The following is a 16,529-nucleotide window of genomic DNA, read 5'->3' as shown; positions in this document are numbered from 1 at the left end:
CAATTTTAATATTGCAATTTAAGGATTTAAAATAGATTATGATGTTTATTGAGCCTGCTAATTCTCCCTTACAAGAAATTAAATCTACTTTACTGGACAAACATAAGCTGCGCTTGCTAGTAAAAAGGGATGATCTTTTGCACCCTTTGGTGTCTGGTAATAAATGGAGAAAACTTAAATACAATCTTCAAGAAGTAAGCAAGCAGGGACTTGGTTCTATCCTTAGCTTTGGGGGCGCATACTCAAACCATATTTATTCCTTGGCAGCAGCGGGGAAAATTGTTGGAATAAAAACCATTGGAGTTATACGGGGGGAGGAACTTGACCCACAATCTAATCCAACATTGAAATTTGCCTCTTCATGCGGGATGAAGCTGAAGTTTGTTAGCCGGGAAAAATTTAGAGAAAAGTATAGCAAGTCTTTTACTAGAGAGCTTGAAGAGGAGTTTGGATCGTTTTTCCTATTGCCAGAAGGTGGTAGTAATGCCTTGGCCTTGCCTGGGTGTGCTGAAATTGTTGCTGAACTAAATAAACCATTTGACTATATATGCAGTCCGTGTGGTACCGGCGGAACAATAGCAGGTATTTCATCTGCACTTAACGCCCATCAGACGGCTTTAGGCTTCTCTGTGCTAAAAGCTCCTGGTTATATAAAAGAACAAGTTTTTCAATTGTTGGAAAGTACCCAATTGCCTAAAGCTCGCAATTTGGAGGTTATAGAAGATTATCACTTTGGAGGCTATGGCAAAATTACACGGGAACTTATCGCCTTTATGGAAAGCTTTGAAAACGCTCATGGTTTTGCTATTGAGCCTGTGTATTCGGCAAAGATGTTTTATGGGATTTTTGATCTTGCCAACAAAGGTTACTTTCCGACTGGCAGTGAAATAGTTGCCGTACATACAGGTGGTCTGCAGGGACTGTATGGTATGGAGTCACGTATACGAAAAATAATGGGGAGTAATGGTAACAAAACCTAGTGTTGCAAAGTATGTTTTATACGGACCTCTTTCTCATAATTTCGGGATATGCTGTAATAGTAGGAGGTGTAAAAGGGTTAGTGTGAAATTATGTACTGAAGGTATCTGTTAATGCAGAACTTTATTTTGCTTTGGTCATTTAACAATGGCGGTTGGCGAATAAAATTCTTTAATATACTTTTCTGGTAGACTATTGTTAATTCACTTTTCTTCCGGTATATTTGTTCATATTAAACCCATGGCCTATGAAAGAGTCCCACAGAAGAAGTGTCATAAAAGGTATAAGTTGGAGAGCGCTTGGTACCATAGACACTATAGTAATTTCCTTTCTTATTAGTGGAAAGCTTTCATATGCTGTAAGTATTGGCGCCGTTGAGGTTGTAACAAAGATTTTTCTGTTTTATTTTCATGAAAGGATTTGGATATGGAGTCTCAATAAATTCAACCTTTTCGATTCGCATTGGCTCAGCTTTACAAAAGGTATTAGCTGGAGGTTTTTAGGCACACTCGATACCATGATGATTTCCTTTATCATTACCGGCAAGTTGACTACAGCCATAAGTATCGGTATGGTAGAGGTGTTTACAAAAATAATTCTATTCTATGTACATGAGCGGGCCTGGAACATGGTTCCATGGGGGCGTTCAATTGCTTGAGTGGTAGTTTCGGGTTGATTACTACAGGACGTTGGGTAAGGTGTTTCTTTATTGGCAATAGAAGTTATATTGCATTTTTTTATTTTTTCCTATCAGGATATGGTTTTCTATGTGCGGAATCAGCGTTTTTTTTGATAAAAGAAACAGTTATACCTCTGACATTATAGTTAAAATGCTTCGGGCAATTGATCATAGAGGGCCTGATAATGTTGCATTTAAAAGCCATAGCTTCCTTTCCGGCAAAATTTATTTAGGAGCTAGCCGTCTTAGGATTAGCGAGCTGTCTTCCCGTTCAGACCAGCCTTTTGTTTCTGATGACGATAATTTCTGCTTGGTGTATAATGGAGAAATATATCAGGTAGAAGGAGCGGGCGTCAACGGTTCAGATACGGAGCTTTTGTTTCGCCTTCTAATTAAATCCGGGGTTAGTAAAAGTATTTCTGCATTAAAAGGTATGTTTGCTTTTGCTTTTCTTGATAATAATGCACAAAAGCTTTCTATCTGCCGCGATTTTGCTGGAATTAAGCCGATGTATTATTATGAAGATGATCGGGTGTTTTTAGCTGCCTCAGAAATCCGAAGTATACTTGCGTCGGGGTTATTAGAAAAGCAACTCAATAGAGAAGCTGTAGAAAACTATCTTTTATATAAGTATGCCAATGCCCCCCAGACTTTTTATAAAGATATTTATGAGCTCCCGCCTGGAGGTGTTTTAGAAACCGGACGCAGAGGAACCTTCCGTTCCTTATACCCACAGGAGGATATGGGTACTTCTAAATCTTTGGATAAAGATAAGAAGGGTCTTGTTAAATCATGTGGACAGGTTTTGGAAAATAGCTTTCTGGAAATGGTTCCCTCTGAAGTCCCTGCTGGAATTTTTTATAGTGGTGGGGTCGACTCTAGCTTGTTGCTTGCTTACACTGCGAAACACAAATTGAGTCTTCCAGCCTTTACTATTTCCTGTATTTCCCAAGAGGGCTCGTTTAATACTTCAGGAGAAAAGCATGCTTCGGAACTAGTAAAAAAACTAGGTCTTCAGCACCACTTTTACTCTATGGGTAGTGAAGTATTAGGCCAACTGCCAGACTATATTACCCATACCGATCAACCAGTGGCGGATAGCGCAGGTTTTGTGACATGGAAACTTTCCGAGTTTGCCAAACAGCATGTAGATGTAGCATTTTCAGGTGCCGGGGCGGACGAATACTTTGGAGGGTATCACAGACATCAGGCTTTTCAGTTTTACCTAGACCATCTTTATGGGACTAAACTCCGCATAATGCTTCTCAAGCATTTTTCAAAGTTATTGCCTGATGGCCTGGACATGCCTTTTAGGGAGCGGATCAGGCTTTTTAAGAAGTTTTTGGCCAATTTGCACCCCAGCTACCATAAAACCTGGGATAATTTTATTAGCGTTAAGGGATTTGAGTTTTTGCAGAAGGCGCAGCCAAATGAGGATTTCGATGAACTTTATTCTTACGGTATGCGCTCCGACCGTAATGCTTTTTTGCCGTATGATGTTTTAAAGGTGACCGATTATTTTGCTATGCAGCATAGTTTAGAGGTGAGAGTGCCTTTTTTGCACCAAGATGTGGTAAATTTTGGTAACCAACTTTCTCCTGACGTTTTGTTAAAGTATGGGAAAAAGTGGATTTTGAAGGACTTGCTTCAACAGGAGACTTTGGGGAAGTATAAGCTTAGGAGAAAAGAGGGTTTTGGTATGCCTATTGGTGCCTGGATACGGGAAAAGAAAAACTATTTTCTTGTTGAGCAAATTCTAACTAAAGACCATCTATTATATGACCAGATTGATTTTGAGCGGGTGCAGCGTTTGGTAAACAACCACCTGGCGCATAAGGGCGATTATTCTACTGCCTTATGGTCATTGATAACTCTGACAGGGTGGTTAAGTAAAGAGTTTTCTTCATGAAAATAATATATGTTCATCAATACTTTAAAACACCTGAGGAGGGAGGCGCCATTCGCTCTTGGCATCTGACCCATGCACTTATTGAAGCTGGCCATCAAGTAGAGCTGATTACCGCCCATAATAAACCGCAACCTGCGACTAAATACTTTGGTAAACTTAAGGTGCATTACCTGCCAGTTTTTTATGACAACCGATTGGGGGTGTTTGCTAGACTTATGGCTTTTTTTAAGTTTAGCTTTAAAGCGTTTAAATGCGCTTTGTCTATTGCGGACGCAGACCTCTGTTATATTACCTCTACCCCTCTTTCTACAGGTATAGTTGGGCTGTTGTTAAAGCGTTTTCGTAGTATCCCATATTACTTTGAGGTACGCGATTTATGGCCTGAAGCACCTATCCAGATGAAGGTTATCAATAATTGGGTTGTTGTAAAAATGCTTTTGTGCCTTGAAAGGCGGATATATAATTCAGCTGCCACCTTAATTGCGTTATCGCCAGCTATTAGGGATAGCATTATGGAAAAGCTTTCTTCAGAAAAGCAGGTGCTTTTAGTCCCTAATTTTTCTGATTGTGAATTTTTCCAGCAATCGTCCCGCCGGAGTAAATATTTGGAGAAACATAAAATAGCTGCTGATTTTGTTGTTGCTTACACCGGAGCTTTTGGACGGGCAAATAATATAGACTTTATATTTGAAATTGTGAAGGCTTCTGCCTCTGCTTTTGGGGCGCAGGTTCATTTTGTTTTTGCCGGCGATGGGGCAGAAAAAGTGCGTCTCATGAACATGGTTCAAGAAATTGCAATAGGCAATACCACATTTTTGGGCCATTTAAATAAAACAGAGGTTAGGGAAGTACTCCATGCCGCAGATGCTGTGCTCGTTTCTTTTCTGCCTTTACCGGTACTTAGAACCACCAGTCCCAATAAATTTTTTGATGGGCTTGCTGCTGGAAAGGTTTGTATAACAAATACCAAAGGGTGGCTTAAAGAAATTATTGAATCTAATGAGATAGGCTTTTACGCACCACCTGATGCGCCCGAAGTTTTTGTTGAAAAATTAAAGGGATACTTGGTAAATCCTCACAAAAAAGTGGAAGCTAGTAAAAATGCCCGAATGCTAGCAGAAAATCGCTTTTCCTTAGATATTATGAAAAAACGCTTTCTACAATCATTCGGGCACAATGAAAGAGGTTTCTAGTATTTTAGGTACGAGGCTTATATTTAGATAACTTGAATATCTTTTGTGCGTCCTGTTCTTCCATCAGCTGTTGCAATGTTACATCTGGGTTTTTCTCCATGTATTTCTTGACAATTTGCCATCCAATCCAACGGCCAATTCTACCAGGGCATTTTTCTCCTATTTCATTGATCCTTGGCGACTCCCCTAAATATTTTTCCCTCAATTTTGGTGACTGGTCAAACAAGAGCTTGTTGTTTACGAAATGCGCCCAGATAATATCCTCGTTTTCTGTGATATCTTTCAGTTCCTGGGAGCTATACATAATATTAAGGGAGTCAGGAATGCCCGGTATTACATGCTCCATAAAGTAGTGGGCTTTGCCATAATAGATCATGTGGGCAAGGAGCGACTCGTCTTTAAGGTTAGATTTGTTGAATTTTGAAGAAATGCCCATGCCTATCATTGGAACAAGGTATGGTTTTTGGTACCTTTCCAGAATATATTCGTAAAATGCTGGACGGAACGGTGCATTTTTATCTAAAAAGTAGTCCAAGCTGATGACAATGAGACTGTCAGAAAAATGCATATCTTTGTCAAACCTAAAGCCGGTTACTACCGTATTTATGGTTGGTATTTCATAGTCTGGATAATAGTATGAAATATACTTAAAGAGCCTTTCAAGTTGCTCTTCTACTTTTGAAAAATCTTCATACTCGTTTAAGGTATACTGATAAAACTCGTTGAGGTGTTTATTGGAAAAGTGGTTAAAAGTTTGTTTGAAATATTCCTTGTCAGCATCTTGTGGTGTTTTAATCTGGAAATATCCAGCCGCAAGCCCTGGTCTTTCGCTAAATATATTGGCAATGTCTTCAGGTGACTGTGCTTCAAAAAACTGCTTTTCTAATCTTTCTATTTGCACATTCACAGAAAGATTTTCAGCCTCATCGATAACCTTGTTGCTTTTGTCCGGTTTGCAAGATATTAGAAGTAAGATGATTAATGTGAAAAAGTTCCCTGTGTATTTCATTTTTTATCTATATTTATGCGCAAATTTATTCATATTCAAATTAATAAAACCATGAAAAAGTTTCTTTTAGTATGTGCCTGCTGCATTTTTTTTGTGTCAGAAGGTTTTTCGCAAACGAGGATTGGGTTGAGGTTCTCGCCCGGGCTGGCATTTAGCAGGGGGGTAGATCAGGACTTAAATGACCATTATGATGTATCTGGAAGCGGAGCTGGGATCAGGTTTTTTGCTGGCCCAGAAATCAGTCATTTCTTTGGAGATAACTATGCATTTGTTACTGGCGTATGGTTTGCTTCTAAAAGGGGGGCATTAAATGTTGAATATGAGAATATCTCTTTGGAAAGGGAGGTTTATAACTTGCAGTATTTACAAATACCTCTTACCATGAGGCTGTATACTAATGAGATTGCTACCAATACACAGCTCTATTTTCAGTTAGGGGCAACAGGTGATATTAAAATAGGTGAAAATCCTGTAACAGTTCAGTCCCCTCAATATATCACTAACTTCAGGTTCTTTGATGCATCTCTTGTTATAGGAACCGGTATCCAGCTTCAAATGGGTTCTAATACATATCTTCTCGGAGGAATTACTTATATGCGAGGTCTTATAAATGCGGTTACAGATGTTAGGAATGTATCTGTTCCAGAAGGGGTCACCGCATTTGATACACAGCCAAGCTTTAGAATGAATAACGATATGATCACTATTGATTTAGGTATCATGTTCTAAAATTGAAGATTTGATTTTAAACCTGAATTATGCGATAGTTTCGTCATGAGGATCAAAATATCAATAAATCAGCATTTTTGTGTCGCAAAGCATAACAGCGCTATAGCTATAAGACACCAATGTGAGCGAAGCGACCTGATTTGAATTTATTTTGCTACGTGATAGAAAGTTCTATTGGATATTTCAGGTTAAACAAAAAAAGTAGTCATCAAATGATGGCTACTTTTTTTGCTTTAATTGTTACTGGGCTTTAAACTTGGGGAGGGTTTATATTACTTCTATTTCTTCGCCCTGGTTGTTGATAAAGCGGAAGTCGGTAATCCCTAAGGAGGTGTCCATCTCCAACTTTACCCAAATCTTATACTTGAAAAACCATTTTACTCTTTTTGAGATAAACCCTTTGGTAAACCATGCATAAAGGAAAGGGTGCAGAATAATGGATATTTTAGTTTCATTTTGTTTGGTTATCAGGTAGTCAAGGTTGGATTCTACCTGATCTGAAACCAGAATGCTTGCAGAGATTTTTCCAGTTCCTTGGCACGTCGGGCAAGTTTCCATGGTAATGATGTTCATCTCCGGGCGTACACGCTGCCTAGTGATCTGCATCAATCCAAATTTTGTTACAGGCAGAATCACGAACTTAGACCGTTCGTCTTTCATCTCCTGTTGCATTTTTTCATAGACAAGCTTTTTGTTCTCTGCTTTTTTCATGTCTATGAAGTCAATGACAATAATACCGCCCATATCTCTCAACCTTAGTTGCCGGGCTATTTCCCTTGCAGCTTCAATGTTAACAGAAACGGCTGTTTGTTCCTGGTCAGATTCCTGACTGGACTTATTGCCACTGTTTACGTCAATTACGTGGAGAGCTTCTGTATGCTCTATAATGAGGTAGCCGCCTCCAGGCAAGCTGACAGATTTTCCAAACAGGGACTTTAGCTGCTTTTCAATGCCAGCAGCTTCAAAAAGCTTAGTTTTTCCACCATGGTATTTAACAATCTTTTCCTTGTCGGGAGCAATTGTCTTTACCAGGCTCTTTAGCTCTTCATAACTCTCTTTGCTATCTACTGTTATACAATCGAAGGATTCATTAAGCATGTCCCTCAACATAGATGAAGCCCTGTTCATTTCACCTATTACCTTGTCTCGTGGTTTGGCCGTTTTGAGTGATTCAGTACCTTTTTCCCATATCTGGAGTAGATTTCTTAAGTCTCTATCCAGTTCTGCAACATCTTTTCCTTCAGCAACCGTACGGATTATGATACCAAAATTTTCTGGTTTAATAGATGCGAGCAGGCGTGCCAGTCTTTGGCGTTCCTCTTTGCTAACAATCTTTTTTGATACAGAAATTGCATTGGAAAAAGGCACCAGAACAATATAGCGTCCTGCTATTGACAGCTCGCAAGACAGTCTGGGGCCTTTGCTGGAAATAGGCTCCTTGGCTACCTGAACCAAGATCTGTTGGTTCCGGCTAAGTACTTGGCTGATTTTCCCGTTTTTGTCTATATCGCCTTCTAATTTAAACTTAGAAATTTTCTGAGTAGACTTTTGGTTATTGAGTGTCAGCTTGACGTACTTATTCAACGATCTGATCTGTGGACCGAGATCAAGATAGTGTAAAAAGGCATCTTTTTCATAACCAATATCAATAAAGGCCGCATTTAGCCCAGGAACCAGTTTTTTGACTGTTCCGAGATAAATGTCACCCACAGTAAATTTTTCGCCATAATCTTCATAATGGCATTCAATTAACCGTTTGTCTTTGATTAAGGCTATACGATTACCTTTTTGAGTAGAATTTATGAATAATTCGTTACTCAATCGTGTTTTCCGTTCTAAGAATTAATTAAAAATTTACAATGCAGAAACAATACAATAAGCCTGTAAATACAGGCTTATAAAAATATATAAAGGCTTTTTGGGAGAAGCCTTATATTATTTTTTCTTATGTCTGTTCTTTCTTAGACGTTTCTTTCTTTTGTGGGTCGCGATCTTATGTCTCTTTCTTTTCTTTCCGCAAGGCATAACTCTTGTTTTTTAGTTAGTTAAATTCTATTTTATATCATTTATATAATGATCTACAGTTGCTATGAAAGCAGGATCATCATTAATTTCTTTTGCCATTTCCAAATGCTCAAGCGCTTGGTTCTGATTTCCTAAGCTATTATAGCACATCCCTATGTAAAAGTGTGCATTTGGATGATTTGGGTTTAATTTTATAATAGCCTTAAACCTTTCTAAGGCTTTGTCATACTGGCCAGACTGCATTGATAATAAACCCATATTATGCAATGCCGTTTCATTAGTTGGCTCTTCTTTCAAAATTTCTTTCAAAATACTGATCCCTTTCATAGGGTTTTCAGTAGTTACGAAGGTCATTGCGTAGGTAGCTTTTACTTCGTTGTCTTCTGGTTCGGCCTCTAAAACCTTTTCAAACAAGGTTCTCGCTTTATCGTTCAGCTCTTTTCCTTTGGCTGCCTCCATAGATACTGTAAAGGCATCGTAGTAGGCTTTCCCCGCTCTGGCCATTAGATCCTTTGAGGACGAAAGCACTGCCACAGACTCCAGTATTTGGGCTGCATCTTCAAACATGAGATGGTTCATGTACATTGCCGCCAAAGAATCTGCAAATATAATCTTTTTTTCGTTATCTGAAACAGTTTTTATCTGTTCTCTTAAATAACTAATTTTTTCTTTCTCTGTTTCGGAAAGAGACGTCTTATGTGATTCTGTCATTTCTGAGGGATCCACATAAGACGCTTCTTCTGTTTCAGCTACCAAAGATTCATCCGAGGTAACAATAAGCTTTGGCAACCGGAAAACTGAAACCAAAACAATTAAAGCTATTACAACAATTATGATTTGAGATTTGCGCATGGATTGGATTCAGTTTTGGTTTGCTAAAGATTATTTGCCTACTTTTTTGCTGTTCTTGATTTTCTCAACAAAAGTTTTTGATGGCTTGAAGCTTGGAATATAATGCTCATCTATGATGATAGCAGTATTTTTTGAAATATTTCTTGCAACTTTACGTGCTCTTTTCTTATTTACGAAGCTGCCAAAACCCCTTACATAGATGTTGTCACCTTCTGCCATTGAGTCTTTAACTACAGAGAAAAAAGCTTCTACAGTTGCTGTTACGTCAGACTTGTCAATACCAGTCTTTTCTGAAATTTGAGAGATTACTTCTGCTTTAGTCACTTTTCTTAAGGTTTTAGTTTAATTATATTATTAATTACCGCTCAATGAAAAAAGTTATTTCACTAAGGGACACAAATTTAGTTTTCTAAATCTAATTTTAAAAACAATTATATTGTTAAATGATTCCATTTGAGAATTTAATTACCTATAAATATTACAATGGTTTAAATAATTTACTATAATGTTCATGTTTTCCGAAAATATTATAAACTGGTATAAATCAAATAAAAGGGACCTTCCATGGAGAGGTACTCGAGACCCTTACTTTATTTGGTTATCCGAAATATTACTTCAACAGACCAGAGTAAATCAGGGACTTCCTTATTATTATAAATTTACTGAAAGGTTCCCTGATGTATTAGCGCTTGCTAACGCCGAAGAGCAAGAAGTGCTCAGGCTTTGGCAAGGGCTTGGTTACTATAACCGTGCACGCAATATGCATGCCACTTCTCGATATATAGCCAATAAGTTGGATGGAAAGTTCCCTGATACATATAAAGGCCTTTTAAAACTCCGTGGAGTTGGAAATTATACCGCTGCCGCCATTGCCTCGTTTGCTTTTAAGGAGCCTGTAGCCGTTCTTGACGGTAATGTGATAAGGGTTATTAGCAGAGTTTTTGGTATTGATGGCGATATTCGGAAAGGAAGTGTAGTCAAAGAGCTGCAGTCTATTGCCAATGATTTGTTGCCTAAACTTGAACATGATGTTTATAATCAGGGGATCATGGAGTTTGGGGCGCTGCATTGTATGCCTAGTGCCCCAAAGTGCGCAAATTGTCCGCTCAGGCAAATGTGTTATGCGTATAAACACAAAATTCAGGATAAATTGCCCTATAAAAGTAAGGCTGCTAGAAAGAAGGAAAGGTACTTTGATTATTATGTGCTGGAAAGCCCCAAAGGTATTTTCATGCAGAAAAGAAATAATAAAGATATTTGGGCTGGGCTTTACGATTTCCCATGTTCCGAAGGGGCGGTAGTGACAGATAGAGCAAAATCTGAAATTTTTTCGTATTTAGGGATTGATAAGAATGCGGTTTTGTTATGTCAAAAGTCAGAGGTGTTTAAGCATGTATTGACGCACCAAAACCTTTATGCCAGTTTCTGGCATATAAAACTTGGTAAATGTGATGTTTTAATGGACAACAGCATTGACGGGCAGTTCTTTAGCTTTGATAACATTCGTGAGCTTCCCAAACCGGTGTTGATAAATAATTATTTGAATACATATATTTTTTAGTTAATTTTAATATTGTTTTAGAGGTGTTTAACATTAATTATAATTTTTATGGCAGGAGTAAATAAAGTAATACTCGTTGGAAACCTAGGAAGAGACCCTGAGATCAGGGCAGTTGAAAGTGGCAGAAAAGTTGCAAACTTTCCTATTGCCACTACAGAATCTTATAAGGACAGGAATGGCGAAAGGGTAGAGCAGACCGAATGGCATAATATTGTTTTTTGGGGCCCTGTTGTCGATGTGATAGAAAAATATGTAAAAAAAGGTAATCAAATATATGTTGAAGGTAAGCTTCGTACACGTTCTTATGATGATAAAGAAGGCATAAAAAGATATGTGACTGAAGTAATGGGGCAGAACCTGACACTTCTTGGTGGAGGGGGTATGAGAAGTAACGATAGTGATGCCGGAGGTAGCAGTAACTATGAAAAACCTCAACAGTCATCTTCTGCACCTGTTGAATCTGAGTCAGTAGAAGACGATCTTCCTTTTTAATTGTTTCTACCTAACTGAAAAAATTGGACGATATTAGTTTGGAATCTGATGACCCTGGCGCTTATATAGATATTATAAGCGCCTCTCTTTTCTTTTACTCTTCAAACCTGGTCATTTTATTATTATTGCTAATGCTCTCAGCACTGGTCTCAGGCTCAGAGGTTGCTTACTTTTCCATAAGCTCTGATAAGAAAAATGAATTAATGTCCAGTAACCGAAGTGTGGACAAAAAAATCTGGCGCTTGCTGGAAAAGCCTAAAAAGCTACTGGCCACGATCCTTATTTTTAACAATCTGGTAAATGTTTCTATAGTAATTATTTCGTCCTATCTGGCATGGGAACTTGCTGGCACTAGTCAATCTGATGGAAGTATTATAGCTGTTTTGACTGCTATTATTACTATTGCGATCGTTTTCTTTGGTGAGATACTGCCTAAAGTGTACGCCAATCAACGAAATGTAGGCTTTGCTCGCTTTACTGCCCCCATAATGGTGGTTGCCGAATGGATTTTTTCTCCTTTTAGTCATTTGTTGATCGCTTTTAGCAATATCGTCGAAAAACGGGTACAGCGCAAAGGCTATAGCATTTCTGTTGATACGCTCAATCACGCTCTTGAAGTAACAGCGGGAAAGGAAACTTCTGATGAAGAAAAAGTAATGCTCAAGGGAATTGTCAACTTTGGTACAATTTCGGTAAAGCAGATTATGCATTCCAGAATGGATATCATCGCTTTTAGTTATGAAATGGACTTTCATGAGCTAATGGACAGGATAAACAAGTCTGGTTTTTCTAGGGTGCCTGTTTATAAAGATACCATTGATAAAATTGAAGGTATTCTTTACATTAAAGATTTGCTGCCGTTTCTGGATGAAGATGAAAAATTTGAATGGCAAAGGTTGTTGCGCCCGAGTTATTTTGTCCCAGAAAGTAAGAAAATAGATGATTTGCTGAAAGACTTTCAGGAAAGAAGGGTGCATATGGCCATTGTGGTTGATGAATATGGAGGAACTTCCGGACTGGTGACTATGGAAGATATCCTTGAAGAAATCGTAGGAGAAATAAATGACGAGTTTGATGAAGAAGAAATGAACTTTACCAAGCTGGATAACGATACTTTTATATTCGAAGGTAAAGTTTCTTTAAACGACTTTTGTAAAATTATTGATATAGAACCTGATGTTTTTGATGAGGTAAAAGGTGAAAGCGAATCTTTAGGAGGCCTGCTTTTAGAAATAAATTCTGACCTTCCTAAAAAAGGGGATAAAATACAGTTCAGTAATTTTTCGTTTATAATAGAGTCGGTTGATAAAAAGCGAATTAAGAAAATTAAGGTTATAATTGAGCAGAAAAATGAAATTGGTCAGGATGCAGAGGGTTAAATTATTAGTATTTTGTATTGGCATGTCAGTGCTTATGTTTCAAACTGGGTGCGAAGGGGAGTATTACCCTCGTCCTAAAGGATATAACAGAATTGAGCTTCCTGCTCATGAATACACACTTTTGAAAGAAGAACATCCTTATGTTTTTGAACACTCTTCTCATGCCGATATAGTGCCTCATAAGTCTGCAAACACGGAGCCTCATTGGATCGATATTAAGTATCCTGATTTACATGCCAGTGTAGAGCTTACTTATAAACCTCTTGGCGATGGGGAAAAGAAAATTGAGGAACTCATAGTGGATAGCCATAAGCTTAAATCTAAGCACAATATCAAAGCCTATGCTATTGATGAAAGTGTTATCCAAACGCCTAAAGGACACACTGCCGTAATTTTTGAACTGGAAGGTGAGGTGCCAAGTCAGTTTCAGTTTTTTGTGACAGACTCTACCAAGCACTTTTTAAGAGGGGCTTTATATTTTCCTGTAGCAACTAAAAATGATTCTTTAGCGCCAGTCATAGAATACGTTAAAAAGGATATGGTACATATCTTGAATACCCTTGAGTGGAGGGATTAAGGATTAAACTCTTCTCCCAGTTTTAATTTGTCTCAGGGTATTTGTCCTGTTCAATGGATAACTGGGAAAACTTTTCTATTTTTACTTTATGCCTGGATTTTTTGACACCAGTATAGAGTTCCTCAAAGGAATTGGCCCGCAACGTGCAGAAGCTTTAAAAAAAGAGCTTTCCATTCATACTTATGGACAGTTGCTCCAATTTTACCCCTTTCGGTACGAAGACAGAAGCAAAATTTGGCAAATATCTGAGCTTCGGGAGGATCTTCCTTTTATTCAATTGGTCGGTAAAATTAGAAACCTTTCTGCTGTCAGTACAGGAAGGGCTAAACGTCTGGTGGCTACATTTTCTGATGGTACAGGCTCTATAGAACTTGTATGGTTTCAGGGTTTGAAATTCATTACCCAAAAAATCAAGCCGCAGTATGACTATATCATTTATGGCAAACCCAATGTATTTAAAGGACAATACAGTTTGGTGCACCCGGAAATGGAGGTTTTTACTGGGGAAATTGAAGAAAAAGGTCTTCAACCTGTTTACCATAGTACTGAAAAACTTAAGAAGAGGTATATAGACAGTCGTTTTTTTGCCAAGGTTATGCGCAATGTTGTAGAACCTGGGTTGCCACATATACAAGAAAACTTGCCAGAAGAGGTACTCTGGAAGCATGATCTGGAGAGTAAACCATTTGCAGTCAAGAATATTCACTTTCCCAAAGATGTAGAACATCTTGATAAAGCCAAAAAGCGGCTAAAATTTGAGGAGCTTTTTTATGTACAACTTAGGCTGTTAAGCCAGAAGCTTGTCAATAAGGCGACCTATAAAGGTTTGGTATTTAAAAGCACCGGCCTTCTTACCGAATTTTACAAGGATCACCTACCTTTTGACCTTACCGATGCTCAGAAACGGGTCGTGAAGGAAATCTACAAAGACATGTGCACGGGCAAGCAAATGAACCGCTTGCTTCAAGGTGATGTAGGCAGCGGAAAGACTATTGTAGGCTTTATTTGTATGTTATTGGCTATAGAAAATGGTGCTCAAGCCTGCTTAATGGCTCCTACGGAAATTTTGGCTGACCAGCATTTTAGGGGTTTGAAAGAATTTGCTGATAAACTGGAGCTTCCTATAGCCAAACTTACTGGATCTACCAAAGCTTCTGAGCGTAAACAAATACATGCCGGGCTTCTTTCCGGTGAACTGAAAATTGTGGTAGGTACACATGCATTGCTTGAAGAAGTTGTGCAGTTCCATAACCTTGGTCTTGTTGTCATTGACGAGCAGCACCGCTTTGGGGTTGCCCAACGTGCAAAGCTGTGGAAGAAAAACCGCAAGGTCCACCCTCATGTACTGGTAATGACTGCTACCCCTATTCCTCGTACTTTAGCAATGACGTTATATGGGGACTTAGATGTTTCTGTTATTGACGAATTGCCCGCCGGACGTAAACCTATACAAACTGTCCACCGCTATGACAAAGACAGGCTTAAGGTTTTTGAGTTTTTGCGGAGCGAGATATCTAAAGGACGACAGGCATATATTGTCTATCCGCTTATAGAGGAATCTGCAACCCTTGATTTAAAGAATCTGTCTGAAGGATATGATATTGTAAGGAAATTTTTTAAGGAGTTTAAAACCTGTATGGTGCACGGTAAGATGAAGCCTGCAGAAAAGGATGCCCAGATGCAGAAATTCCTTAACAAAGAAGCTCATATTATGGTGGCAACTACAGTGATAGAGGTAGGGGTAAATGTGCCGAACGCATCTGTTATGGTAATAGAAAATGCAGAGCGTTTTGGCCTGTCACAATTACATCAGCTGAGAGGTAGGGTAGGGCGCGGCGCCGAGCAATCGTTCTGTATCTTGATGACTGGCTACAAACTTTCTAGTGACAGTAGAACACGGTTGAGCACTATGGTGAGGACAAACAATGGCTTTGAAATAGCCGACACAGACCTAAAGCTGCGTGGGCCTGGAGATATGGCGGGAACAAAGCAAAGTGGTGATGTGGAGTTTTTAATAGCAGATCTTTCTCAGGATGCAAGGCTGCTTCAGGAAGCCCGTGAGGCTGCTGAAGAAATCTTGGATAATGACCCTCACTTTCAAAATTCAGAAAACATCAATATCCGTCGCTATCTGGCTTCTTTGCCAAAAAGCCAGGTAGCATGGAGCCGGATTAGCTGATTCGTTTTTTAGCATGAAATATGCATTAGAACTTTCTATTGCGTGGCAAAATAACTTCAAATCAGACGCTTCGCTCGCATTTGGTTTTTAACCATAGCACCCCTATGATTTGCAAACCAAATACGCTGATTTTTTGTTCTTTTGCCCCTCATAACGAAATCTAATGCATAATCTGGGTTTAACCTTTTACCATCTTTACAAAGTCAAACACATCTTTTTCGAGGTTCGTACTCTTTTCTAATGCCTTGATAAAAGCACTTCCTATAATTCCGCCTGAAGCATATTGGCAGGCAAAAGAGAATGTTGAATGGTCTTTTATGTTAAAACCGATCATTAACGGATTTTTCAGGTTTGTTGCCTTTAGTCTTTCAAAATAAGGTTTGGCATCCATAATGGACTTGGATCCTCCTGTGGTGCTATCGGTAGAAACGGCATAGATGAAACCGTCTGAAATGCAATCAATCTTTCTAAGCCTTTCTTCTGATGTTTGTGGAGTAACTAAAAAGATATTAGAAAGGTTGTGCTGTTCAAAAATGGTCCTGTAAGAGTCCTCATATTCATTAATGGGCAAGTCTGGCAAAATCAAGCCATCTATACCGACTTCCGCTGCTTTTTTGCAGAAGGCTTCGACGCCGTATTGCATGACAGGGTTTAAATATCCCATTAGTATTACAGGAACAGACACTTCGTTTCTAAAGCCTTCAAGCTGCTCAAAAAGCTTTTTAATGCTCATACCGTTCGAAAGGGCTTTGCTGCTGGATGCTTGGATAGTAGGGCCGTCTGCCAAAGGGTCTGAGTAGGGCATACCAATCTCTATCATGTCCGCCCCGGCTTTCTCAAGCGCTTTAAGGACTTTTACGGTATCGTCTAGTTCAGGGAAGCCGGCCGTGAAATATATGTTTAGCAGGTTTTTATTTCCAGCCTTAAAAGTTTTTGTCAAACGGTTATTAATGGCTTTTGTGTTCAT

At 38.8% G+C, this 16,529-nt stretch carries 15 protein-coding genes; 10 read left to right on the top strand and 5 right to left on the bottom strand.

Annotation, left to right across the window (positions count from 1 at the left end):
• Positions 1 to 38 precede the first annotated feature (38 nt).
• The 4 genes from RCC89_01340 to RCC89_01325 all read left to right on the top strand — a co-directional run bounded on the left by RCC89_01340 (position 39) and on the right by RCC89_01325 (position 4,759).
• Positions 39 to 980: a pyridoxal-phosphate dependent enzyme gene (locus RCC89_01340; protein WMJ71820.1), complete on the top strand. Its 942-nt coding sequence runs from the start codon at positions 39 to 41 to the stop codon at positions 978 to 980.
• 245 nt (positions 981 to 1,225) lie between these two features.
• Entirely contained in the window at positions 1,226 to 1,636 is a 411-nt protein-coding gene (locus RCC89_01335) for a DUF2061 domain-containing protein (protein WMJ71819.1), read from the top strand.
• 109 nt (positions 1,637 to 1,745) lie between these two features.
• Positions 1,746 to 3,566, top strand: coding sequence for an asparagine synthase (glutamine-hydrolyzing) (gene asnB, locus RCC89_01330; protein WMJ71818.1), 1,821 nt, complete (start codon positions 1,746 to 1,748; stop codon positions 3,564 to 3,566).
• Entirely contained in the window at positions 3,563 to 4,759 is a 1,197-nt protein-coding gene (locus RCC89_01325; protein ID WMJ71817.1) for a glycosyltransferase family 4 protein, read from the top strand. The genes asnB and RCC89_01325 overlap by 4 nt, the downstream gene beginning before the upstream one ends.
• Before the next feature lie 4 nt (positions 4,760 to 4,763).
• Here RCC89_01325 and gldB read toward each other — a convergent pair whose 3' ends face one another.
• Positions 4,764 to 5,768 carry a gliding motility lipoprotein GldB gene (gene gldB / locus RCC89_01320; protein ID WMJ71816.1) on the bottom strand — a complete coding sequence of 335 codons (1,005 nt, stop codon included), beginning with the start codon at positions 5,766 to 5,768 and terminating at the stop codon, positions 4,764 to 4,766.
• Between the two features lie 51 nt (positions 5,769 to 5,819).
• On the opposite strand from gldB, the gene RCC89_01315 reads away from it, so the two are divergent.
• Positions 5,820 to 6,497, top strand: coding sequence for a porin family protein (locus tag RCC89_01315; protein ID WMJ71815.1), 678 nt, complete (start codon positions 5,820 to 5,822; stop codon positions 6,495 to 6,497).
• A 267-nt stretch (positions 6,498 to 6,764) separates the two neighbouring features.
• On the opposite strand, the gene RCC89_01310 is transcribed toward RCC89_01315, so the two are convergent.
• The 3 genes from RCC89_01310 to RCC89_01300 all read right to left on the bottom strand — a co-directional run bounded on the left by RCC89_01310 (position 6,765) and on the right by RCC89_01300 (position 9,698).
• Positions 6,765 to 8,318 carry an Rne/Rng family ribonuclease gene (locus RCC89_01310; protein ID WMJ71814.1) on the bottom strand — a complete coding sequence of 518 codons (1,554 nt, stop codon included), beginning with the start codon at positions 8,316 to 8,318 and terminating at the stop codon, positions 6,765 to 6,767.
• A gap of 231 nt (positions 8,319 to 8,549) precedes the next feature.
• Positions 8,550 to 9,374 (bottom strand): tetratricopeptide repeat protein, encoded by an 825-nt coding sequence (locus RCC89_01305; GenBank protein ID WMJ71813.1) that lies wholly within the window; start codon positions 9,372 to 9,374, stop codon positions 8,550 to 8,552.
• Between the two features lie 30 nt (positions 9,375 to 9,404).
• Positions 9,405 to 9,698: an HU family DNA-binding protein gene (locus RCC89_01300; GenBank protein ID WMJ71812.1), complete on the bottom strand. Its 294-nt coding sequence runs from the start codon at positions 9,696 to 9,698 to the stop codon at positions 9,405 to 9,407.
• A 187-nt stretch (positions 9,699 to 9,885) separates the two neighbouring features.
• Here RCC89_01300 and mutY point away from each other — a divergent pair, with 187 nt between their 5' ends.
• The 5 genes from mutY to recG all read left to right on the top strand — a co-directional run bounded on the left by mutY (position 9,886) and on the right by recG (position 15,562).
• Entirely contained in the window at positions 9,886 to 10,935 is a 1,050-nt protein-coding gene (gene mutY, locus RCC89_01295) for an A/G-specific adenine glycosylase (GenBank protein WMJ71811.1), read from the top strand.
• 48 nt (positions 10,936 to 10,983) lie between these two features.
• A complete protein-coding gene (locus RCC89_01290) occupies positions 10,984 to 11,427 on the top strand; it encodes a single-stranded DNA-binding protein (GenBank protein WMJ71810.1) in 444 nt (147 codons plus the stop codon).
• A 23-nt stretch (positions 11,428 to 11,450) separates the two neighbouring features.
• The gene (gldE, locus tag RCC89_01285; GenBank protein ID WMJ71809.1) at positions 11,451 to 12,806 is read left to right on the top strand and encodes a gliding motility-associated protein GldE; all 1,356 of its coding nucleotides are present in this window, start codon (positions 11,451 to 11,453) and stop codon (positions 12,804 to 12,806) included.
• Positions 12,793 to 13,383 (top strand): gliding motility lipoprotein GldD, encoded by a 591-nt coding sequence (gene gldD, locus RCC89_01280; protein ID WMJ71808.1) that lies wholly within the window; start codon positions 12,793 to 12,795, stop codon positions 13,381 to 13,383. The genes gldE and gldD overlap by 14 nt, the downstream gene beginning before the upstream one ends.
• Positions 13,384 to 13,471: 88 nt before the next feature.
• A complete protein-coding gene (gene recG / locus RCC89_01275) occupies positions 13,472 to 15,562 on the top strand; it encodes an ATP-dependent DNA helicase RecG (GenBank protein ID WMJ71807.1) in 2,091 nt (696 codons plus the stop codon).
• Between the two features lie 178 nt (positions 15,563 to 15,740).
• On the opposite strand, the gene trpA is transcribed toward recG, so the two are convergent.
• Positions 15,741 to 16,529 carry a tryptophan synthase subunit alpha gene (gene trpA, locus RCC89_01270; GenBank protein ID WMJ71806.1) on the bottom strand — a complete coding sequence of 263 codons (789 nt, stop codon included), beginning with the start codon at positions 16,527 to 16,529 and terminating at the stop codon, positions 15,741 to 15,743.

This window comes from Cytophagaceae bacterium ABcell3, assembly GCA_030913385.1.
In the GTDB taxonomy this organism is placed as follows: Bacteria; Bacteroidota; Bacteroidia; order Cytophagales; family Cytophagaceae; genus ABcell3.
The sequence above is the reverse complement of the archived record's forward strand: the minus strand, read 5'-3'. Positions and strand labels throughout refer to the sequence as shown.